This window comes from Vibrio sp. 10N.222.49.C9, from assembly GCF_041474985.1.
Classification (GTDB): domain Bacteria; phylum Pseudomonadota; class Gammaproteobacteria; order Enterobacterales; family Vibrionaceae; genus Vibrio; species Vibrio crassostreae_C.
Genome location: NZ_JBFRVD010000022.1, coordinates 21,556 through 44,508, shown reverse-complemented (window position 1 = coordinate 44,508; position 22,953 = coordinate 21,556). Strand labels below are relative to the sequence as shown.

Below are 22,953 nucleotides of genomic sequence, written 5' to 3'. Positions count from 1 at the left end.
GATAGAATATGACCATTACCCACAAAGATTATCTGAAAATCGCTTTCCCTTTCATCATCTCAACGGTGACACAACCTCTGTTAGGTGCTGTGGATACCGCTGTTATTGGCCAACTTGGTATTGCTGAATTGATTGGTGGCGTAGCGATCGGCACCATCATTATGAACACCATGTATTGGTTGTTTGGTTTTTTCCGTGTCAGTACCACGGGCCAAAGTGCGATGGCACTGGGTAAGGGAAACCGCACTGATTTGGCGGGTAGCTTGATGCGTCCGTTTGTGCTGTCTGGTTTAGTGGGTTTGATCTTTATCTTGATACAACCACTCATCTGGCAAGGCGCAATGTGGGTGATAGAGCCTGAAGCCAATGTAGCCGAGCACGCGCATATCTACTTCAGTATTTTGATTTATGGCGCGCCTTTCGTGTTGCTTAACTACACCATTATTGGTTGGTTAATGGGACAGGCGAAAGCCAAAGACGTTCTTTATACACAAGTGTTTGGTAATGTGTTGAACATTGTCTTGGATGCGGTGTTTGTACTTTATTTCGATTTGGGTGTCGCAGGTGTGGCTTACGCAAGTTTGATTGCACAAGTTACCACCTTTGCGATTGGTGTGACCTTGGTGATGAAGACCAGCAATATTTCGATCTCTGAGTTCTTGCAAGGCTCGAAGATGACCAAGAAAGACCTATCGACAATCATCTCTTCGAATACCGATCTATTGCTTCGCACCATTTGTATCTTGGTGTTCTTCAACATGATGGCGCGTACTGGCTCTAAACTGGGTACCGATGTTCTAGCGGCTAACGCGATCTTGATGCAGGTGACCTTCATTGTCAGCTATATGTTTGATGGTATTGCCAACGCATCGAGTGTGTTTGCAGGTAAGGCGGTAGGACAGAAGAACCCTTCAATGCTTGATCGTGTTTTAAGGCTTAACTTCCAATGGACGGCAGGTTTCATTGCCGCGCTGACGCTTTTAACTTTGATTTTTAAAGATATGATTGTTTTCTTGTTTACCGATATTCTAGCGCTGGTCACGCTGTACCAAGAGATGGCTCCGTGGTTAATTGTGTTCCCGCTAGTGGCTGGCTTTGGCTTAACGGTTTACGGCATCTTTACCGGAACGGGAACCACGCGTCCGGTTAGAGACTCAAGCATCGTGACTTTGTTGGTATTCTTAGCGGTACAGGCATTCACCGTCGATATTTGGGGCAATCATGGTTTGTGGCTTGCGTTTACTCTGTTCTATCTTGGGCGTATTGCGTTCCTGTATCCGTTCATCGCACAAGTTAAGCAGAAGTGTTACCCAGTCGAAGATACCGCTCATGGTGCCATTAACTAAGTAACCTAATCACCACCTGTAATATTTTATGAAAGCGCTTTACTATTTTTACACGATAAATTTAGTGAGTGCTTTTTTGTATCGGTAAAAATCACCTCGAAGGGTCAACACGCCCTAATGAAAATTGGTCAATCAAACAGCAAATAAAGTGCGATGCAGTTCAATGTTCTCTTTTCATCATGTCGGCTAAATGATAGAGTTGTTATGTTATAACATCTATCTGTGAGTATCTGCGTGAACGCCCCACTTTTGTCTGTTGACCACCTAACGATCAAAACCTCTTCGAGAACCCTTTTCCAAGATATCCACTTCGATGTTTATCGCGGTGAGCTGTTGGCGATCATGGGACCGTCAGGCATTGGTAAGTCGATGCTTTCACGTGCGATTGCGGGTTTTCTGCCAGAAACGGTCGAGGTTGAAGGTCATATTTCTCTGTCTGGTGAAGCGGTATGTGGTTTGCCTATGTTGCAAAGAACTGCCACACAGCGCCCCGCAGTTATCTTCCAAGATGCGCTTCAAGCTTTGAACCCTCTGGTTTCAATAGAAGGTCAACTCTGCCTTGCCTTGACGGGAACTCGCACTAAGCTTAAATCAAAAGAAAAAATTCAAATTACCGAGTTGCTGAATCAACTTGGTTTTCCTAATCCAGAAACCATCTTGCCGTTGTACCCGAGCCAAATTTCGGGTGGGCAACGCCAACGTGTGTGTATTGCGATTGGCTTGCTGAGTAACGCCGATATTATCATCGCCGATGAACCAACCAGTGCGTTAGATCCGGTGACAGAGCAAGAGATACTTAAGCTGATTCGACACAATGTTAAACAGCGTCAAATTGGTGGTTTACTCATCACCCATGACCTGCATAGCGCGTTGGCATGTGACAAGCTGTTAGTCATCGATGATGGTGGTGTGGTGGCTTACGGTGCACCGAAACATGCACTTGAGTCGAGCTCTCACGCTTTCTGCTGTTCATTGAGAGACTTAATCGAATGAGCTCGACCTTATCACTAAACTCAGAAGCCTCGCCATTAATGCCAGTGACTGATTCAGAAACACAAACACCGATAGAGATTAAGTTCGACAATGTGAGTGTTCACTACTACTCCGTACCAAGTTGGTTGGGTGGTAAAGCGTTCAAAGCGCTACAGAACATAGACCTTAATGTTGAAGACAAAAGCCTAGCAATTGTTGGGCGTTCTGGTGCCGGTAAATCAACGTTAATTGAACTGCTATTTGGCCTTAAAGCGCCAACCGTTGGTCAAATAAACTTGTTCGGTTATTCGCTCCCAATTCGCGATAGCAAAGCGCAAGCAACGGTGTGTCGCTTGATTCAATTGGTGCCTCAAGAGCCCCACACTAGCCTCAACCCTTACTATACCGTTCGACAGATCTTAGCCGAACCTCTAAGTAACTTAGATGTTTCGGGTAATCATGAAGCCATCATTGAAGAGGCGCTTTCAGACGTTGGATTGCCTGCCAGTTTGCTCTTACTGAAACCTAATCAGCTTTCTACAGGTCAAGCTCAACGTGTGGCTATTGCTCGGGCTCTTGTCGTTAGACCCGCAGTGCTGGTGGCCGATGAACCTACTGCCAGCCTTGACCCAGTGAATCGCCAAAGGTTGTTGGACTTGGTTAATTCATTAAAAAAGAAGCGCGATATGCGCCTTATTTTGGTTACTCACGATTTAGGTGCCGCAAAAGCCCTTTGTGAAGAAATACTGGTACTCGACCATGGTGAAATGGTGGAGCACGGACCGACCGATCAAGTGATGAGTAAACCTGCTCATCCTGCGACTCAGATGCTGATCGAGTCTCAGCCTCTTTCGAAATCTACTTGTTAAACACAACCTTATTTATAAAAAAAATACAGCTACAGAGAAAAAATAATTATGCGTTTTAATTCAATCAAACTGGCTTGCACGCTTGCGTTGGCTCTGCCTTTGACGGGCTGTTTTGACTCTCAACCAGGGTCTAGCGATGCCGTAGTAAAATCTGAAATTCGAGTTGCGATGATGCAACCACCAAGAACGGGTTTATCGCCACTTTCTGATGACGCTTTTAAGTTATCTCGTTGGAGCACAGCAGAAACTCTGGTTAACCTGAGCCCAACCTCAGAAGCAGAACCTATGCTAGCAACGGATTGGAAACACGTTGATCCACTGACTTGGCAATTCACGGTTCGCCAAGGTGTTAAATTCCACGATGGCTCTACATTAACGGCAGAGTCTGTTGTGAACTCACTACAGAAAGCGTTGGAAGCGGCACCTAAGCCACGCATCCTAGATGGCGTAGAGCTAGAAGTGAAAGCAATGGACAACTACCGCGTAGAGATCAAAACCAGCTTTGATGACCCTCTTCTACCAAGTCGTTTATCAAGCCCTCAATTAGCGATTCTTGCAGCAAGCGCGTACCAAGAAGATGGTCGAGTTAGTCCAATGGGTGCAGGTACGGGCCCGTTTGAGTTGACTGAAATCAACGGCACAACCAGCGCGAAACTGAAACGTTTTGACGGCTACTGGGGCGAAAAAGCGCAAGTAGAATCTGTGATTGCAGAATACGTTCCTAACGGTTTTGCTCGTGCTGCAGCTCTAAGAACAGGCACGGCAGACATCGTTGAAGCAGTGCCCGTTTCACAAATCGCGACCATTGATCCGAACCTACTTTATGAAGTGGCGATGCCTCGTACCAATACGCTTTACCTAAACAACAAGTCAGGCGTATTCAGCGATATTAACTTGCGTAAGGTTGCGGCGGCTGCGGTGGACCGTGAGCAGATCGTGAATACTGTTTATGAAAACCACGCGGATATCGCGCAAGGCCTATTAGGTCCTGCACTTGCTTGGGCTGAGCCGATCCGACCTGAAGGCCAAGCAATCGACAAAACGCTAAAAGCAAACGGTGAAAGCATTGTTATCGGTACCTTTACCGACCGAGCTGAGCTTCCAGAAGTGGCAGCGCTGCTTAAACAGCAACTTGAAGCGGCTGGTTTCAAAGTTGAGCTGGATATTCGTGAATACGCTCAGATTGAAAACGATGCACTGTCAGGCAAGTTCGATGCGTTCATCCTTTCTCGTGCAACCGTTCTAGATTCTGGTGACCCAGTGGCTTACATGATGAGTGACTTTGGCTGTAAGGGTTCATTCAACCTTGGTCAATTCTGTTCTCAAGAAGTAGACCAAGCACTGACTCACGCTGATCTGCAACCACTAGGTGCACTGCGTCAGCAAGCGATCATCGAAGCTGAGCAAAAAATCCTGAACGACTTCGCTGCTATTCCACTGCTTCACGAACGTGTGATTCAAGGTGAGAGCGAGCGTGTAAGCAATGTAGTTCGTGACCCAAGTGAACGTCGCTTGGTTGATCAAACGACACAAGTTAACGCGGCAACACAGGTTAACTAAATAAATGCTATCTGCTGAAACTCTGCGTCGAACCTTATTTATCTTGACGCCTTGGCTATCAAGAATCGCCTCACTGATTGTGGTGGTGATTCTTGTTGGTTTGATGCCTGACATTGCAGGCATCGATCCAAGCCAATCTATTCTGCGGGCTAGGGCGGGGCAACAACACCTGCTTACGCCTGAAGCTTTAGCGGCGGTACGGGCTGATCTTCAGCTTGACCGTTCGGCGAGCGAACGTCTGATCGACTGGATAGGAAGTGCTTTTTCAGGTGATCTAGGTGAATCATGGATTGATGGTTCCTCGGTTGCATTAGGCATTCAAAAAACAGCGTCTACATCTCTGTTTTTAATGTCTAGTGCATTGGTGATGACTTTCGTACTGTGCGGTGCAGGTTTACTGGCTACCTTGCGAAGTTGGAAGAAGGGCAAACTAGGGCAGAGTTACAGCAGTTTAAGCACCGTATTAATATCGTTACCAGAGTATGTGGTGGCCTCGGTATTAATATTGGTGTTCTCTATCTGGTTAGGTTGGCTACCACCGTATGGTTGGCAAGGTTGGCAAGACATATGGCTACCGAGCTTAGCGCTTGCACTGCCTGCCAGTGGCTTGTTTAGTCGCCTACTCAGAGACAGTTTACAACGCGTTCTCAATGAACCTTGGGTGATCACTTGGCTCAGTGCCAACGTTCATTCCAATCAAATTATTCGCTTTGCGCTGAAAAGAGCGCTGAGCAGTCTGATCCCGCAAATCGCGATGATCGTGATTGGCTTAACTGGTGGCGCAGTCGCGGTTGAGCTTATCTTCTCGATCCCTGGTATCGGGCGCATGATTCTTGGTGCAGCCAAGGCGCAAGACTTACCAACGCTGCAAGGCGGCTTATTGGTGTTGCTGCTATTTTCAATTGCCGTGAGCAGCATGAGCTTGTTTGTTCAGCAATTGATTCTTGGCCACAGCCTGAAAAGCGGCAAGCTCATCAGTAGCCACTCTTCGTTTCGTTTTACCCAGAACCGCGCAAAGCGTGTCACTGCTTTTGCGATCTTCTCTTTCCTAATTGCTATCGTTGTATGGGCTGCATTCCGAGACCCATACACTAGCCAATTCGCACGCTTGGCATCACCGAGTTGGCAAGCACCTTTGGGCGCAGATGGCATTGGTCGAGACCTACTGGCGAGAATTGGTTCTGGTATGATTGCGACCTTCCAAGCCGGCATATTGGCAACGTTCTTGAGCTTGGTGACGGGCATCATCATGGGTTTCAACACCCGCTTTAGCCAAGGCCTTATCGAGATCACTAAGGGTATCCCATACATCATTGCAGGCTTGCTTGTTGCAGGCTTAACGGGGATGAATCCGAACAGCGCATTAATCGCGATTGTATTGGTGTCGTGGGCGCCGCTAGCTGCACACTGCTCAAGCTTGATCGTAGAAGCCAAGGCTCAACCTTATACACACCTCGCGCCACTATGGGGCACCAGTAAGCTTAGAATCTTCCGTTTCTACTTGCTTCCGTATGTGTTGCCACCGTTGTTAAGACACGCGATGTTGAGGCTACCGGTTATCACTCTAAGTCTGACCTCGCTGAGCTTCATCGGATTAGGGGCAAAGCCACCAACACCTGAATGGGGTTTGATGATCGCAGAGAACCTTCCATACATTGAGCGCGCGCCATTAGCAGTCATGGGGCCAATTGTTGGGCTGATCTTGTTGGGTGCAGCCATTAACTTGATGTTTGATGACTAACGTAAAGATCCGGTCGCTGAGGTTTCTAAATTGACGATCCGATTGGGTATTCGATTTAGCATTTATGTTGTAACCTTAGCCCTGCTTTTTAGAGACGCTTTTTGATCGGCTCGAAAGTTAAACAGGCCCTAGTTAAGTGTAAAGGATTCAACATGTATCTCGTTTTGTATTGCCACAATATTGGTATGACCGACTTTTCTTTCTTTGAGACGGAAGATTTCGATAAGGAAGATGGCTATATCGTGCGAGGCAAATGGCCGAACGAGAAAGCGTTCCGTGATTACTTAACCAAAGAGTTTGGTGACATGAACGAGTTCCAAGTGATCGACTTAATCGCCAAAGGCGCAGAAGCAGAACACTACTCGCCAGAAGAGTTGGTGCGCTTAGCTCAGTAGCCGCTAGCTCAGCAATATCTAGCTCGGTAATACGTTTTAAATCGAATAAACAAATGGCAGCCTGATTGGGCTGCCATTTTTCGTTTTAAGCTAGAGCACGTTGCTCGCAGTATGAGTGGATCTACTGCGCCACTTCGTCCACCAAGTACAAGATTGATTGATACGGAATGCCACTGTGGTGTGATAAACCGATCTCACAGGTTCGGCTGTTACTAAAGCCACGAGTGCAGTTGCTCGGCACTTGTTCCTTGAGTGGGTGTACCGCCGCCTCATTCAGCTCTGGTGTAGTGAAGCCTTTGTCACCTGCCCAACCACAACATTGAATATGCTCTGGAACAATCACCTCTTCGGTACACGCTTTAGCAAGGTTTAACATCGCGCCTTCTAAGCCCATTCGACGAGAGCTACACGTGACATGCAGCATCACGGTTTCTTGTAGCGGCTCAAGCGTCAGATGTTCAAGCAAATATTGATTCACAAACCCTGTTGGCTCTAACACCTCTAATGGCTTGGTGAACTGTTCAATACTGCGTTTAGCACATGGGCTGGTATCCATCAATATTGGGTATTCACCCTGACGACTGGCTTGCCATAGCACTTCTTCCAACTGCTGAGCCTTCGACTGTGCTAAGTCGGTCATTCCTTTGCTGTCGTAAGGCATACCACAGCATTGGTCATCTAGCTTCTTCGGTAGAATTACCTCGAATCCTGCCTTGTTGAGCAAAGACATGGTCACTTCAGTAAGAGGACGTTGGTCGCCCGCATCACTTTGTTGCCCCATGGTTCGACTGGCACACGAAGGGAGGTAAACCACTTTCTTCGCGTTGTTCGATGTTTCGGCTGTCATTGGTGAAGCCGTGAGGGAGTGATTGTTGGATTGCGGCATCTCTGGCATCCAAATCGGTGTCGCGCCTTTGGTCACTGAGCGTAGGCCATTGGTAAGATTGCCGACAGTATTTGCGCCTAATACTTTGCTCGCTACTTGGTTGGTTTTGAGGCCAGCCTTGGTGAGTTTTGTAGTGGTCGAGAAATGATCCGCTGTCCACTTAGCGATTGGCGTAAATTTCTCGTACTTGGCAATACGAAGCTTTTTAATCAAATCACCGGTGTTGATTCCCACTGGACAACGTTCGGCACACAGGCCGGTTGCGGCGCAGGTATCAATGCCTTGGTATTCAAAGGTTTTCTCTAGTTCGCTTGCTTCTATCTCTTCACCCGCAGCTCGGCGGCGTTGTAACTCGCGGTACAGCACGATACGTTGGCGTGGCGATAGAGTTAAGGTACGAGACGGACAAACAGGCTCACAGAAGCCACACTCAATACAGCGGTCAACAAGGTCGTCGGCAGCAGGCATTGGCTTTAAGTCTGTGATGTGGGAGTTTGGATTGTCGTTGATAATAACGCCGGGGTTGAGCAGTCTTTCTGGATCGAACAGCGCTTTGATTTGTTGCATCAAAGCGTAACCATCTTTGCCCCATTCCAACTCTACGTAAGGTGCCATGTTACGGCCCGTGCCGTGTTCCGCTTTCAGTGAACCTTGATACTTCACTGCAACTAGCTCGGCAACGTCATCCATGAAACCGCCGTAACGGTCGATCTCTTCTTGGCTGTCGAAGCCTTGGGTAAACACAAAATGAAGGTTGCCTTCGAGTGCATGGCCGAAAATGATCGCTTCGCTGTAGTCGTATTTATCGAACAACTCTTGCAGCTCTCGAATACCGTTAGCCAGGTTTTCAACAGGGAAAGCCACGTCTTCGATGATAACGGTTGTGCCAACTTCACGAACGGCCCCAACCGCAGGGAACATGCCTTTTCGAATGCCCCACAGGGTTGCAACAGTCTTTGGATCGGACGTAAAAGGGACCGATTCAACAATCGTGTAATCAGCCAATGCATCCAAAATTGATTTACATTGTAAATCTAAGTCCTGCTGGGAGCTGGCGTGTGATTCCACCAAAATAGCCGCCGCTTCTAAATCTAGGTTTGGCATAAACGAAGGCATACCCGGTTTATCCGCGACAGAACGTAGCGCCCTGCCATCCATTAACTCAACAGCAGCAACCGGAGTTTTAGATAGCGTAGTCACAGCTTTACTGGCTTGTTCGATGTCAGCAAACACCAACAGAGTCGAGGCTTTGTTTGGGTGTTCGATAACCGTGTTGTAGGTGATCTCTGCGATGAAGCCTAGCGTGCCTTCTGAGCCAATCATCAGGTGTTTGATGATCTCAATTGGGTCGTGGTAATCGACCAATGCATTAAGCGCGTAGCCAGTGGTATTTTTGAGGCGGTACTTGTGGCGGATTCTGTCTGCCAGTTCTTGATTCGAGCTAGTCTGTCTGTGTAAATCAACAATGCCTTCAAATAGCGCTTTGTGTGATTGCTTGAACGCCTCGACGCTGGCGTTATCTGCTGTATCAAGTAGGGAACCATCACTCAATACGATTTTCATGCTCTCGACGGTGCGATAGGAGTTTTGCGCAGTACCACAACACATACCGCTGGCGTTGTTCGCGGCAATACCGCCAATTTTACAGGTGTTGATAGAGGCTGGGTCTGGGCCGATTTTACGTTGGAAAGGGGCGAGGTATTTGTTAGCATCAGCACCAATCACACCCGGTTGAAGGATAATCTGATTGCCGTTGTCGACGATTTCATGGCCACGCCAGTCGTCGGTCAGAGTAATAAGTACCGAGTCTGAAACGGCTTGGCCTGAAAGGCTGGTACCCGCAGCGCGAAAGGTAAAATGAATGCCCAGTTCGCGACAGCTTTGAATAGTGAATATCACTTCATCTAAGTTTTTCAGCCTTAGAACCATTTTCGGTACCAAGCGATAGAAACTCGCATCGGTGCCGTAAGCCAAGCGCTTTGCCTCTTGTGTGACAATGCGTTCTGTTTCTATTCTTTGAGCCAGTATCGCTTCAAGCTGTTTATAAGCTTGTGGATCTACTACTCGCTCATGGGATGTGTTTGTCTCCATCTTTGCTTCCTTGTGCTTCTTATTTGGCACTGATTTGCTTTTTTGTTTTTTTGTTTTATTTTCCAGTGCTTAAACGGTGTCACAACGGCAGTGGAATTGCTGTGACACCGATTGAACTTCAGTCTAAGTAGACCAAAGCATTACTGTGAATTAACGGACTTAATCTAAACCCACCAAAGATTCACGAGTTAAGTCTTTGATTGTCTTTGCGCCAGTTAATGTCATCGCAACGCGCATCTCTTTGTCGTAAAGGTCGAGTAGGTTTTCAACGCCGGCTTGTCCTTGCGCTGCTAATGCGTATACGAAAGAACGGCCAAGTAAGGTGCAGTCTGCGCCAAGTGCCATCATGCGAACTACATCTAAGCCCGTGCGAATGCCTGAATCGACCAGAATCTTGGTATCGCCTTTCACTGCATCAGCAATCGAAGGCAGCGCTTTGGCACTTGATAGAACGCCGTCAAGCTGACGACCACCGTGGTTTGAAACCACGATACCGTCTGCACCAAATCTCACCGCATCTTTTGCATCTTCTTCGTCGAGAATACCTTTGATGACCATTGGGCCGTCCCAGAAATCACGAATCCACTCTAGATCTTTCCATGAAATCGACGGGTCGAAGTTATCACCTAACCAACCGATGTAGTCTTCCAGCTTGGTAGGAGAACCACGATAAGTAGATATGTTGCCTAGGTCGTGTGGTTTACCCAGTAAGCCGACATCAACTGCCCAGCTAGGATGACGCATAGATTGGAATACGCGGCGTACTGCTGCATTTGGACCACTCATTCCTGAGTGCATGTCACGGTAGCGAGCGCCGGGTACGGGCATATCCACGGTGAAGACCAGTGTTGTGACGCCAGCGGCTTTAGCGCGTTCAAGAACGTTCTTCATGAAGCCACGGTCTTTTAACACGTAAAGTTGGAACCACATTGGGCGTTCAATCTTAGGTGCAACTTCTTCAATCGGACATACCGACACGGTCGACATGGTAAAAGGGATGCCTTTGTTGTCGGCGGCTTTTGCTGCTTGTACTTCACCGCGTCTTGCGTACATACCCGTTAAACCAACAGGCGCCAGTGCGATTGGCATCGCTAGCTTCTCGCCAAATAGTTCGGTTTCCAAATTTAGGTCCGACATGTCGTTGAGTACGCGTTGTTTTAGCGCAATCTCAGCTAGGTCAGCCGTGTTGCGACGTAGGGTATGTTCTCCGTAAGAGCCACCATCAATGTAGTGGAAAAGAAACGGTGGTAATTTCGCTTTTGCTGCGGCGCGGTAATCAGTCGATGCGGATATGATCATAATTTCAGTCCTAAATTCTTGGGATGTTGCTCTTCTTTGAGAGCTTGGTTTGGGCTGCTTTAATTCGGGAAAATGGCGTTAATACCCATGGGTGTTGATGTGCTCTAGTATCCATCCCGGAACTCATCAACTGTCTTATTAGACGGTGTCGCTGTCGGGGAATTGAGTATTAACGCCAAGTGCTTTTGAACGACTTATGGTTTACATAAGTGCGTCGGTCATTTTGAATCCGTAGATAACCACTAGGCCGATGATGCCTGTCATCACCAAGTAGTAGAACGTTGGAATGATTGTCTTACGTAGGGTTGCACCTTCGCGTCCTAGCAAGCCAACAGTTGCTGATGCCGCTACCACGTTGTGAATCGCAATCATGTTACCTGCTGCTGCACCAACGGCTTGTAGAGCAACAACCACCGCACTAGAGATAGTCAGAGTCTGCGCTACTTCGAATTGGAACTGGCTGAACATCATGTTTGAAACTGTGTTCGAACCTGCAATGAAGGCACCTAACGCACCAACCGTTGCACTCAATGCTGGGAATGCGCTACCAACGAGGTCAGCTGCGAAGTTTGCCGTGGTTACGGGCATACTTGCTAAATCTGCGCCGTTCACACCAGAGTTAATGAAGATACGAACCATTGGGATGGTGAACACCAACACAAAGCCTGCGCCAATCAGAGTCTTGCTCGATTCACCGAAGGCTTTAGCCAGTGGCGTTGCGCTGCGAGATTGCATGAGAACAGCAACCAGCGCGACGAAGACCAAGATACCGCCCGGTAGATACAGAGGCTGAATCGCAGTGCTCACACCGGTTTCACCAAGGATGTTGCTGAACGATAGGCTAACGCTCTTCAGTAGGCCTTTGAATTCAGGGCTCACGCGGCTCGCAACCAAGGTCACCGCTAGCAGCACGTATGGTGCCCATGCCATCGCCATGCTCATCTTCTTATGGTCTTGATTGTTGTCGTCAAGGTCGATTTTCAGAGAACCTAGCCATTCTGCAGGCCACTTGTCTTCGCTCTCAAAATCCCATTTTGATTTAGGTACTAGGAAGCCGCGTTTTGCTGCTGTTACAACAATCGCAAGGCCAACCAAACCACCAATCAGTGATGGGAACTCAGCACCTAGGAAAACACCCGTTAGTGCGTAAGGAATGGTGAAAGCGGCACCTGCGAACAGTGCGAATGGCAGGATATCAAGACCTTCAGTCCAGCTTTTGTTCTTACCGAAGAAGCGAGTCAGCATCATCGCCATCAATACAGGAATCATCACACCAACGCAGGCGTGGATGATCGCAACACTTGATGTGATCTGTTGTAGGTAAGCATCCCATGTTGAACCATTGGCAATCAGGCTTTCACCGATGTTGTGCGTATCCAAACCTTTGTTTACGCCAACAATGATAGGTGTACCAACCGCGCCAAACGATACCGGCGTAGATTGAATCATCATGCCCATCAGTACCGCAGCTAATGCTGGGAAGCCGATTGCAACGAGTAAGGGAGCGGCGATTGCAGCGGGTGTGCCGAAGCCAGATGCGCCCTCAATGAATGAACCAAAACACCAAGCAATGATGATCGCTTGTACACGACGGTCTGCTGATATGTCAGTAAATCCGTTGCGGATGGTGGTGATAGCTCCGGTGTGTTTCAAAGTGTTTAATAAGAAGATGGCGCCAAACACAATCCAGAGAACCGACACGGTAATGCCGAAGCCTTGGAATACTGAAGCCAGCACGCGAGTGCTAGACATATCCCATGCGAATAGGGCGATAGCAACGGTTAATGCAAATGCCACGGGCATCGCTTTTTTTGCAGGCCAGTTAAGGCCGACCAGCAGAATCGCTGCAACAACTATTGGCGAAAAGGCCAATAATGCTAGTAGAGTTTCACTCATGGGTACTTCCTCGTACTTGTTTTCAAACGTTCATGTTTGAAGTAAAGATCACGTTATGGTTTGTCGTCATTTGAATCGCTTTGGCCTCTAAACGGGAACCTTCTTTAGGCGAATCTTGTAATTGGAATGACTGTTTTTGTAATTGTTTTGTTAATTTGACGTGAATTTACCCCTTTATTTTTTATTGATATAGGGAAATAATGAAAATAATTAATTCCAAAATTGGCATAATCAGATGCGAGCAGACGATTTGATCCTGTTTTCACAGGTGGTAGAACTAGGCAGCTTCAGTAAGGTGGCAGAGCAAAATAACCTTACAAATTCGGTAGTTAGTAAAAGAATTGCGCGTTTAGAGGAAGAGATTGGCGTGCAATTATTATATCGAACCACGCGTAAATTGACCTTGACTGAGGCGGGCAAGGCAATGTTACACGGGGCCAAAAATGTGAAGCAGGCAGCTCAAGAGGCTATGGACGCAGTTTCAGGCTTTGGTGAAAATGTCAGTGGTCATATCAAAATGTCAGTGCCTACTATCTCCGGAGATTTGATTCTCGCAGACGCTGTGGCCGAGTTTTGTAATATGCACCCAGGTTTAACGGTCGATATGTCTCTGAATAATCGCTTTGTCGACTTGGTTGAGGATGGTCTCGATTTGGTGATTCGAACCGGCTACTTGGAAGATTCAAGCCTCATTGCTCGTCATATATTGGATTCACAATGGGTGGTGTGCGCTTCGCCGTCTTATATTGCTAAGAACGGTAAGCCGATGCTGCCTAAAGATTTAGTGCAGCACAATTGCTTGCAATACGCCTATCAAACAACGGGTGCTAGCGAATGGCAGTTTCTGCATAGTAAAGATGGCTGTACCGACAATGACAAATATATCGTGCGTGTTGCGGGCTCTTTTTCGACTGACAATGCGACCGCGTTAAGAAAAGCGGCGCTGGGTGGGCATGGCGTGGCGTACGTACCACGTTGTCTGGTTTATCACGACATTCGCAATGGTCAGCTGGTGGATATCTTCCCTGATTTGGTAGGCAAAAAGTTGGGAATTTATGCGGTGTACCCTTTTACTCGCCAGCCACCAAACAAGATTAAGTTATTGATTGAACATATCAGAACGCGCTACTTGACGATTTCTCACTATTTTTAATAAGGATCACGATGAGCTATTTAAAAGAGTATCCATATCCAATCACCAATAAACAGATCGTCAGCGATGACTACTTTGGTCAGATAATCGAAGACCCATATCGTTGGCTAGAAGACGACAGAAGTGACGAGACCGCGCAGTGGGTGGCGAGTCAAAACGCAATCACGTTTGATTACCTCGCTCAAATCCCGTATCGCGCGGAACTGAGAGAGCGACTGGCAAAAGCACAAGACTACAAAAAGAGCTCGCAGCCGTTTGTGCGAGGTGATTATACCTATTTCTATAAGAATGATGGTCTGCAGAACCACAGTATTCTCTATCGTCAGAAAGAGGGGCAACAGGTTGAAGTCTTCCTAGATCCGAATACCTTCTCGGAAGACGGCACCACATCATTGGGCTCAGTTTCGTTCTCGAAAGATTACAGCTTAGTGGCGTACAGCATTTCTGAAGGTGGTAGCGACTGGCGTAAGATCTTCGTGATTGATACCGAGACTAAACAGCAGCTTGAAGCCGAAATCACTGACGCCAAATTTACTGGTATTTCTTGGTTGGGTAATCGCGGCTTTTATTACTCTAGTTACGACAAGCCAGACGGCAGTGAACTCTCTGCTCGTACTGAGCAACACAAGCTGTACTTCCATGAGTTGGGTACAGAGCAAGCTAGCGACAAGGTAATCTTTGGTGAGAACAACGCTGAGCAGCACCGCTATGTATCAGGCTATACCACCGAAGACGACCGTTACTTGATCATTCTAGGGCGAGAGTCGACATCGGGTAATAGACTGTTCTATATCGATTTAAACTCACCAGAACAACAGCTGAACGCGCTGATTGATCATGTGGATAGCGACATTTATCTCATCGATAACCAAGATGAGACCTTCATTCTATATACGAATCTTGATGCGCCTAATGGCAAGGTGGTGAGCTTTGGTACTCGCGATGGGAAATGGCTCGAAATCATCCCTGAAAAGCCACAGCCATTGGATATCAGCACGGGTGGTGGCCACTTGTTTGCTCACTACATGGTGGATGTGGTGTCTAAGATTGAGCAGTTGGATTACCAAGGTAACCTAGTTCGTGAAATTCATTTGCCTGGGCTGGGAACGGCCAGTGGCTTAGGTGGAAAAAACGAGCAAACTCAGCTTTATTACACCTTTACCAACTATGTAACGCCGCCAACGATTTTCTCTTTCGATGTTGAATCTGGAAGCTCTGAAATCTACCAACGCTCTGAGTCTCCGTTTGAGTCGGATCAATTTGAGTCTAAACAAGTCTTCTATACCTCGAAGGATGGCACCAAGGTTCCGATGCTTATCTCTTATAAGAAGGGATTAGTGTTAGATGGCAATAATCCAACCATGTTGTACGCCTATGGTGGCTTTAACGTTAGCCTAACGCCTTCTTTCTCGGGCACGGTTGGCAGTTGGCTAGAACTGGGTGGCGTATATGCGGTGCCGAACCTGCGTGGCGGTGGTGAGTATGGTAAGGCGTGGCACAAAGCGGGAACTCAGCAGAAAAAGCAGAATGTCTTTGACGACTTCATTGCTGCTGCGGAGTTCTTAATTGAAGAAAACTACACCAGTAGCGATAAGTTGGCGATTCGCGGCGGTTCTAACGGAGGCTTGCTGGTAGGAGCTTGTATGACACAAAAGCCTGAGCTGTTCCAAGTGGCTCTGCCTGCTGTTGGGGTGTTGGACATGTTGCGTTACCACACATTCACGTCTGGCGAAGGGTGGGCGTACGACTATGGCACATCCGCGCAGAACAGAGAGATGTTCGAATATCTGCTTGGCTATTCTCCGGTTCATAATGTGGTGCGTGGCACGGATTATCCAGCAACATTGGTGACGACCGCTGATCACGATGACCGCGTAGTGCCTGCTCACTCTTATAAGTTCATCTCAGAGCTGCAAGATAAGCATGAAGGTAGTGCGCCCGTGATGATTCGTATTGATGTTAATGCGGGCCATGGCGCCGGAATGCCGCTCAGCAAAGCGATCGATCTCACCGCCGATATCTACGCATTTACTCTGTTCAATATGGGGGTTGCGTCTCTAGATTCACTTTAACGAATGCTTGATTCTAGATAACTGGGTATTTTACTCAGACCAAGAAGCCTCAAAATCTACCTTAGATTTTGAGGCTTTTCATATATATGAAAACCAATCAAAACTGCGTCATATTTCCTTCACTTTCACACACTGTTTTCCGTGATAGCCGCCACCAATACTGATGAAATGAAAGCGATTTCAAGCTGATATCTCACGCAATATCAACCGTAACCTGTTGATCTTAAATCAGTAGTTTTCGTCATGGATATTCTAAAAGTTTCATGGCATTTAGGCTGATTTATCAGTGTGAACAGCAACCAACTTTTCAACGCTTTCATTGCTTAATATTTCCCTGTTCGATGAAAACTCAAAAAAATAATAGGGAATTACAATGCAAAAATTTAAGCTTTTGCCAATAACAGTCGCAGTGGCGGCCTCGCTTGCTTCACTCTCTTCTTTTGCTGCTGATACTGATATCGAAGCATTAGAAAAACGAATTCAAGAGTTAGAATCTAGGGTTGTGGATATTGATTATGTTAATGATCAACAACCCGCAGTTTTAACAGCAGAAACTAAGGTGCCAGATGGCATCGTCTTCTCTGGTTATGCTCGTTACGGCGCTCACTACAAGAGCGGTGATGAGCGTTACGTAGACATCGGTACAACAGGTCGTTCTGTCGGTCGTTTGGGTAACGAAGCTAATGGTGGTGAGGTTCAGCTAGCTAAGCTTTTCCAAGCTGACAATGGTGCGATTTGGGACATCGTATTCATGGCTGACCACTGGGAAGCAGACGCTTGGGCTGACGACGGCGGCCTGAGTATGAAAAAAATGTACGCAGGTGTAACTAACGTATTTGAAAGCCAACCAGAACTTTATATGTGGGCTGGTCGCGACTTCCATCAACGTCCGCAACAAGGTTTGAACGATTACTTCTGGATGACACACGATGGTCAAGGCGCTGGCTTTAACAACCTAGATTTCGGCGGCGCTAAGCTAGATATGGGCTTTGTTGGCCAAGTGAAAGGCGGCCTCGTAAATGACAATGGCCGATACGCCGTGACAGCGAAGCTACACAGTATTGACGCAGGTATTGGTAATCTGGATTTTTACGCGAACTACGGTTTTGCATCGAGCGAAGCGGATACGTCTACGACGACTGAGTACGTATACGATCCAGTGACAGATTCAATGCAGCCTGTCGTGACTCAAGGACAAAAAGTCAGTGATGAAACGGCCTACCTAGTAGGTGCAACATTAGGCTTGGGTGAGTCTAACAAGTTGGTTGTTAAGTACGGTGACGGTGCCGATTCATCGGTATATGACCTTAAAGGTGATTACCAGACTTTTTATGCAAGTGTTGAGGGTAGCTACGCTGCATCTGAACAGTTCATCATTGATTACTTAGTGTCTTACAAAGACAACTCTGGCTCAGACTTAGATCGTGAGAATACTGAATACGCGGGTATCGTTCGTCCACAGTACCAATGGGATGATGTTCACTCTACATGGTTAGAAGCTGGCTACGGCATGGTTGATTACGATGATGACGGTGAAGAGAACGCGTGGAAAGTCACTTTGTCTCAAAACGTATCTTTAGGTGGCTTACCTTGGAGTCGTCCAATGCTTCGCTTCTACACAACCGTGGGTGATGTAGAAACGAAAGGCAACACAGTGAAGACAACCAATGTTGATACATTGTCGTTCGGCGCAATGTTTGAAGCTTGGTGGTAATCACAGGTATAGAAAGCGCTGCTCTTTGAATTCGGCATATTTTCAAGGAGCCATGCTTTCAAATATCTATGCTTGTTAAGAGCACGTAATACTGTCCATTTTAGCCCTAAAGGCAGATTGATTAGGGCACGTTTCAATTAACTCCATTCTTGGGCACATTTTTGTGCCCTTTTTTTCGCCACTAGATCAAGGAATAACGATGAGACTTTCTTCCATCGTGTCTCGAGTTTATTTAGGTTTCTTCACGCTGATCGTGATCATGCTTGGTAGCGCATGGTTGAGTATTAGCAGCAACAAGAACATAACCTCACACATCGAAACCATCACTCAACAAGCCACTCCTTTAATGCTCCAATCCTCCACGCTCACCATCCGTTTTTTGGATATTAATCGCAGCACTACTCCCTATTTATCCGCCAACTACATTGATGAGCTCGAACCGCTGAAACAAACCGTTTTGAGTAATATCGAGCGATATCAGCAGCAGTTAAATTGGTTTGATGGCAAGGCTGAATCGGGCTCACCACTTGAACCCATGCTCCAAAATATTGAAGAAGCGGGCGTTGCCACCATCAATAAGATAGAACAGTCCTTAAACTTATACGTCTCTTATTTGGATAGTAAAGATCTCGGTTCGATGGATCAGGAACAATTTCAATCTGTGGTAGGACAACTCAATAACACCTTGGTTAATCAATTGGCGAGTACGAGTTCGGGCAACACGCAAAAAGCGGTAGAAGCCTTGTTGGTTCAGTTGAGTTTGATTGCAGCAGAAGCGAATGAAGCTTTCTCTCTGCAAACTTCATCGGAGGTTCGTGGTGTTGAGCGTCGCCTACAAAGTCGCAAAGAGCGATTCGAACAAGCGGTCGCAGGTTTAGATAATCTGGATTCATCTTTGCTGCGCCGCAGTAAACAGTCTTTATCGTTGCTCGCTTCACACGCGTTTTCAGCCAGTGGCTCAGTCGCTACCCATAAAGAAACCGTCAAACTCGATGAGTCTATCTCCCTTCAAAAGCAGGAAATTGAACAGCTAATCGATCAACAGTTAAGTCACTTTGATGAGCTTTCTATGTACGCGGAAGACACCGCGACACGCCTGTATCACGAATCGATGGACTCTTCACAGCAAGCCCTTGTGATGCAGGGTTTTATTGCACTTGCTTCCGTGCTTATTGCTCTGTTGATCGGGTTGAATATTGCCAAAGGTATCCGTAAACCAAGCAAGCTGCTACAAAGTGCACTCGACCAAGTTGCCAATAAAGACTTGAGCGCGATGGTGCAGTATCAAGCCAATAATGAGTTCGGCTCAGTGAGCGACAAGGTCAACTTAGTGATCAGTCATCTGACTCAAATGATTGAGAACATGCGTTATTCGTCGACGTGCTTAAAAGAGGCGTCCATAGAGAATCAAAGCACGAGCCGTTCATTGAGCGAGGCGATGCAAGACCAAACCAATCAGACCGTGATGGTGGCAACAGCTATGGAGCAGATCGAGTGCTCGGTGACCGAAATAACTCAAGCCGCTAATCAAACGCTAACGCTTGTAACCGAAGCGGTGTCGAGTTCCTGTGCTGGTCAGAAGACCATGGATAAAAGCGTCGAGTTAATGGGCAGTTTAGAGCGTAAGTTAGCAGAATCAACAGCGACCATTGGCCAGCTCGAAAGCGAAAGTGCCAGCATTGGCTCCATTTTGGATGTGATATCTGGGATCTCTGAGCAAACTAATCTACTGGCGTTGAATGCGGCAATAGAAGCGGCGCGAGCTGGAGAGCAAGGGCGTGGTTTCTCTGTGGTTGCGGATGAGGTTCGAGTGTTAGCAGCGAAAACCAATGCCTCGACGCAAGAGATACACAACAAGATCGAGCAGTTGCAAACTAGCTCTAAACTGGCGGTTGAACAAATCAATCAATGTGTGGTGGGGATGGTTCAATGTGTTGAGCAAACGGGCGAAGTGAATCACTCGATATCGACGGTGTCTGATCTTCTCAACGAAGTAGAGCAAAGAAGTCATCAAATTGCGACCGCGACGACAGAGCATCAAGTGGTTGCCTCTCAAGTCACTCAAAATATCAGCCAGATACACATCTTGGCTGAAGATAACTCACAACGATCTCAGGTTTTGTTTTCTCATGGTCAACAGCTTGAAACCATGTCGCAGCAGCAGTTCTCACTAACTCAAGAGTTTAAGCTCGCGGAGCAATCAGAAAACGAGGTTTAAAGGCGACTCTAAGTTTTTCAATGTTTCACGCCCAGCCTTTGCTGGGCGTTGTTGTTTCAAGTTTCGGGTTCTGGAAAGAGAATTAGAAGTGCCTATGAAATGTTCCCATACAATTTCGCATAGCCACTGAAATAATAGGGTCAATTTTGCTCTGTATATTACCGCCTGTTGCAGGTTCATCACCGAATCGTGCTTTTTGAAAACGGAGTTTATGCATGCTTGTTAGCACTTTGGGAGCAAGTAACCGAGTGCTGTTTTGATAAGGTGAGCAAGAATCTCATGAAACAGTTTCATGGTGTGAAGTGAATCTGTAAGCGCTTTCAAGATTTCCAAATCCAGCCTTTTTACCTCCAAGTTTAGTGTGATGACACTCACTTCAACTAAAACGTAATTTCTTAATAATCGTTTTGTAAGCGGTTACAAGCTAATGAAGTATCGAGGTTCGAGTGGCAACAATTAAACACGTATCAGAGCATGCAGGTGTGTCTCAAGCGACAGTGTCTAGAGTGATTAACGGCACCAGTAGAGTGAGCCACGACAAGAAGTTAAAGGTTGAAAAGGCGATCAAAGAGCTGGGTTATCGCCCGAACTCTATCGCTCAGGCTTTGGCTTCAAGTCGTACCGGAAGTGTGGGTGTTGTTGTTCCAGAACTGGGCGGATCTTTCTATTCAGGCATCTTGCATTGCATAGAGGAAAACCTACGCCGCTTCGGTTACCACGCAGTGGTTACAGCGGGTTCGAACACCGAACAAGGGCAGCGCGAGTCGGTGGAGTTTCTGTTGGGGCGTCGTGTCGATGCTTTGATTCTTCATACTCAACTGCTCAGTGATGACTATTTAATTGAATTGGAAGAACAGGGGACCCCTGTGGTTTTAATTAACCGCTTCATCCCAGAAATGGCGATGAGTTGCATTGATATTGATAACGAAGTCGGGGGGCTACTCGCTACTCAATATCTTTTGCAAAAGGGACATACAGATATCGCGTGTATTACCGGGCCTTTAGATAAAGCAGATGCTAGGGGGCGTTTGCAGGGGTATCGAAAGGCCTTGGAAGAAGCGGGTGTGCCATACGATGAAGCATTAGTCTCGGAAGCGGGCTTTACTGAAGAGACGGGCATCAGTGCTATGAAGAAGCTGATTAATCGTAAGTGTCATTTCACAGCAGTATTTGCTTCGAATGACCACATGGCATTTGGCGCCTTCGAGGTGCTGCATCAAGAGGGGCTGTCTGTTCCTAAAGATGTATCACTGGTGGGCTTCGATAACACCATCTTCGCGCGCTATCTGACCCCTAGTTTGACCACCATTAATTTCCCTATTGAAGAGATGAGCGTTGAAGCAGTACAGCTCACTCTACAGAAGCTAAAAAAAATAAAACATGACGTGAACTTTAAATTGCTGCCGACGTTGGTCACTAGAAACTCGGTATCGGATTTACCAGTTACCCTATAAAAATATTAAGGATAGAACATGAAATTTAAGACCTTAGCGCTTTCATGCGCGGTTGCTTTAGGATTAGGTACAACAGCTGCAAATGCAGCAGACAAAGAAATTCGTTTCGACGGTTTCCCTGATTTCGATAGCAGCCTGAAGGTATTACTGCCTGATTTCGAAAAGGAAACGGGGATTAAAGTTGATTACCTTATGAACAACCACGGTGACCACCACACGAAACTCACAACGAACCTTGCAACGGGCTCTGGTGCCGGTGATGTGATTGTTGTCGACGTTGAGAAAATTGGTCCATTTGTTGGATCTGGCGGCCTAGTTAACCTGTCTGAAAACTACGGTGCAGATAAATACGAAGAACGATTCGCACCATACGCATGGGCACAAGGTAAAGGCGCTGACGGCGACATGTACGGCATTCCTGTCGACCTAGGTCCCGGTGTTATGTACTACCGTACCGACGTATTCGAAAAAGCGGGCATTGATGTAGAAGAAGCAATCAAAGATTGGGATTCATACATCGCTGCTGGTGAAAAACTGAAAGAGCAAAACGTACAACTTATCGCTTCAGCAGCCGACGTGGCACAAGCAATCATCTTCACAACGGTTCCTGAAGGCGAAGGTCTTTACTTCGATAAAGATGGCAACCCAGTTGTGACATCTGAGCGTTTTGTTCACGCTTTTGAAGTAGCAAAAGAGATTCGCGACAAAGGCTTAGACGGCCGCATTTTGGCTTGGTCTAACGAATGGTACGAGGGCTTCCGCAACGGCACATTTGCAACTCAACTTTCTGGCGCTTGGCTACTTGGTCACCTAAACAACTGGATCGCTCCTGAAACCAAAGGTAAGTGGGCAGTAGAAAACCTACCTGATGGCATTTACGGCAGCTGGGGTGGTTCGTTCCTATCGATTCCAACTCAATCTGACAACCCAGATGAAGCATGGGCACTTATTGAATACATGACGACGGATCGTGATGTTCAACTTAAGCACTTCGAAACGATTGCGGCTTTCCCTGCGAACGTAACGACATATGACGATGAGCTTTTTCAAGAAGAGATGGAATTCCTAGGTGGACAGAAAGCACGTCTACTATTTGCTGAAGTGGCACAGAACATCAAGCCAGTATCTCCAGCTCAAGGCGACCACGTAGCACGCTCTATAATTTTAGAGAACGCATTGATGGAAGTGCTTGATGAAGGTAAGGACATCGAGACTGCATTGAAAGAGGCAGAGCGTCTAATCAAGCGTCGTACGCGTAATCTTTAATTTGTTATTACTTTGAGTAAG

At 46.9% G+C, this 22,953-nt stretch carries 15 protein-coding genes; 12 read left to right on the top strand and 3 right to left on the bottom strand.

Going from position 1 to position 22,953, the window contains the following annotated elements; all coding sequences use genetic code 11:
- Positions 1–8: 8 nt before the first annotated feature.
- From AB4585_RS09490 to AB4585_RS09465, 6 genes are all read left to right on the top strand, one after another.
- Entirely contained in the window at positions 9–1,346 is a 1,338-nt protein-coding gene (locus AB4585_RS09490; RefSeq protein ID WP_372169675.1) for an MATE family efflux transporter, read from the top strand.
- A 234-nt stretch (positions 1,347–1,580) separates the two neighbouring features.
- Positions 1,581–2,339 (top strand): ATP-binding cassette domain-containing protein, encoded by a 759-nt coding sequence (locus tag AB4585_RS09485; protein ID WP_372169672.1) that lies wholly within the window; start codon positions 1,581–1,583, stop codon positions 2,337–2,339.
- Positions 2,336–3,187 carry an ABC transporter ATP-binding protein gene (locus tag AB4585_RS09480; protein WP_017065049.1) on the top strand — a complete coding sequence of 284 codons (852 nt, stop codon included), beginning with the start codon at positions 2,336–2,338 and terminating at the stop codon, positions 3,185–3,187. Before AB4585_RS09485 ends, AB4585_RS09480 begins: the two co-directional genes overlap by 4 nt.
- A gap of 48 nt (positions 3,188–3,235) precedes the next feature.
- On the top strand, positions 3,236–4,747 hold the full coding sequence (locus AB4585_RS09475) for an ABC transporter substrate-binding protein (RefSeq protein WP_372169671.1): 1,512 nt from the start codon (positions 3,236–3,238) through the stop codon (positions 4,745–4,747).
- A gap of 4 nt (positions 4,748–4,751) precedes the next feature.
- Positions 4,752–6,488 carry an ABC transporter permease subunit gene (locus AB4585_RS09470; protein ID WP_372169669.1) on the top strand — a complete coding sequence of 579 codons (1,737 nt, stop codon included), beginning with the start codon at positions 4,752–4,754 and terminating at the stop codon, positions 6,486–6,488.
- A 152-nt stretch (positions 6,489–6,640) separates the two neighbouring features.
- Positions 6,641–6,883, top strand: coding sequence for a hypothetical protein (locus tag AB4585_RS09465; RefSeq protein ID WP_017061558.1), 243 nt, complete (start codon positions 6,641–6,643; stop codon positions 6,881–6,883).
- A 121-nt stretch (positions 6,884–7,004) separates the two neighbouring features.
- On the opposite strand, the gene AB4585_RS09460 is transcribed toward AB4585_RS09465, so the two are convergent.
- From AB4585_RS09460 to AB4585_RS09450, 3 genes are all read right to left on the bottom strand, one after another.
- Positions 7,005–9,860: an FAD-binding and (Fe-S)-binding domain-containing protein gene (locus tag AB4585_RS09460; RefSeq protein WP_372169666.1), complete on the bottom strand. Its 2,856-nt coding sequence runs from the start codon at positions 9,858–9,860 to the stop codon at positions 7,005–7,007.
- 159 nt (positions 9,861–10,019) lie between these two features.
- Entirely contained in the window at positions 10,020–11,159 is a 1,140-nt protein-coding gene (lldD, locus tag AB4585_RS09455; protein ID WP_017065044.1) for an FMN-dependent L-lactate dehydrogenase LldD, read from the bottom strand.
- A 201-nt stretch (positions 11,160–11,360) separates the two neighbouring features.
- Positions 11,361–13,055 carry an L-lactate permease gene (locus AB4585_RS09450; RefSeq protein ID WP_372169664.1) on the bottom strand — a complete coding sequence of 565 codons (1,695 nt, stop codon included), beginning with the start codon at positions 13,053–13,055 and terminating at the stop codon, positions 11,361–11,363.
- 235 nt (positions 13,056–13,290) lie between these two features.
- On the opposite strand from AB4585_RS09450, the gene AB4585_RS09445 reads away from it, so the two are divergent.
- The 6 genes from AB4585_RS09445 (at position 13,291) to AB4585_RS09420 (ending at position 22,932) form a co-directional block, all read left to right on the top strand.
- The gene (locus AB4585_RS09445) at positions 13,291–14,208 is read left to right on the top strand and encodes a LysR family transcriptional regulator (protein ID WP_017068571.1); all 918 of its coding nucleotides are present in this window, start codon (positions 13,291–13,293) and stop codon (positions 14,206–14,208) included.
- Positions 14,209–14,219: 11 nt separating this feature from the next.
- Positions 14,220–16,280 (top strand): prolyl oligopeptidase family protein, encoded by a 2,061-nt coding sequence (locus AB4585_RS09440; protein WP_372169662.1) that lies wholly within the window; start codon positions 14,220–14,222, stop codon positions 16,278–16,280.
- A gap of 373 nt (positions 16,281–16,653) precedes the next feature.
- Positions 16,654–17,994 (top strand): carbohydrate porin, encoded by a 1,341-nt coding sequence (locus AB4585_RS09435; protein ID WP_102398451.1) that lies wholly within the window; start codon positions 16,654–16,656, stop codon positions 17,992–17,994.
- A gap of 199 nt (positions 17,995–18,193) precedes the next feature.
- Positions 18,194–20,212: a methyl-accepting chemotaxis protein gene (locus AB4585_RS09430; protein WP_372169659.1), complete on the top strand. Its 2,019-nt coding sequence runs from the start codon at positions 18,194–18,196 to the stop codon at positions 20,210–20,212.
- Positions 20,213–20,658: 446 nt separating this feature from the next.
- Positions 20,659–21,666, top strand: a complete 1,008-nt coding sequence (locus AB4585_RS09425; protein ID WP_009846150.1) for a LacI family DNA-binding transcriptional regulator — start codon at positions 20,659–20,661, stop codon at positions 21,664–21,666.
- An 18-nt stretch (positions 21,667–21,684) separates the two neighbouring features.
- Entirely contained in the window at positions 21,685–22,932 is a 1,248-nt protein-coding gene (locus AB4585_RS09420; RefSeq protein WP_017061566.1) for an ABC transporter substrate-binding protein, read from the top strand.
- Positions 22,933–22,953: the final 21 nt, after the last annotated feature.

Excerpts from the sequence above, each read along its gene's own strand:
- AB4585_RS09490 (WP_372169675.1), top strand. The coding sequence starts at position 9 with ATGACCATTACCCACAAAGATTATCTGAAAATCGCTTTCCCTTTCATC.
- AB4585_RS09480 (WP_017065049.1), top strand. The coding sequence starts at position 2,336 with ATGAGCTCGACCTTATCACTAAACTCAGAAGCCTCGCCATTAATGCCA.
- AB4585_RS09475 (WP_372169671.1), top strand. The coding sequence starts at position 3,236 with ATGCGTTTTAATTCAATCAAACTGGCTTGCACGCTTGCGTTGGCTCTG.
- AB4585_RS09470 (WP_372169669.1), top strand. The coding sequence starts at position 4,752 with ATGCTATCTGCTGAAACTCTGCGTCGAACCTTATTTATCTTGACGCCT.
- AB4585_RS09465 (WP_017061558.1), top strand. The coding sequence starts at position 6,641 with ATGTATCTCGTTTTGTATTGCCACAATATTGGTATGACCGACTTTTCT.
- AB4585_RS09460 (WP_372169666.1), bottom strand. The coding sequence starts at position 9,860 with ATGGAGACAAACACATCCCATGAGCGAGTAGTAGATCCACAAGCTTAT.
- lldD (WP_017065044.1), bottom strand. The coding sequence starts at position 11,159 with ATGATCATATCCGCATCGACTGATTACCGCGCCGCAGCAAAAGCGAAA.
- AB4585_RS09450 (WP_372169664.1), bottom strand. The coding sequence starts at position 13,055 with ATGAGTGAAACTCTACTAGCATTATTGGCCTTTTCGCCAATAGTTGTT.
- AB4585_RS09445 (WP_017068571.1), top strand. The coding sequence starts at position 13,291 with ATGCGAGCAGACGATTTGATCCTGTTTTCACAGGTGGTAGAACTAGGC.
- AB4585_RS09440 (WP_372169662.1), top strand. The coding sequence starts at position 14,220 with ATGAGCTATTTAAAAGAGTATCCATATCCAATCACCAATAAACAGATC.
- AB4585_RS09435 (WP_102398451.1), top strand. The coding sequence starts at position 16,654 with ATGCAAAAATTTAAGCTTTTGCCAATAACAGTCGCAGTGGCGGCCTCG.
- AB4585_RS09430 (WP_372169659.1), top strand. The coding sequence starts at position 18,194 with ATGAGACTTTCTTCCATCGTGTCTCGAGTTTATTTAGGTTTCTTCACG.
- AB4585_RS09420 (WP_017061566.1), top strand. The coding sequence starts at position 21,685 with ATGAAATTTAAGACCTTAGCGCTTTCATGCGCGGTTGCTTTAGGATTA.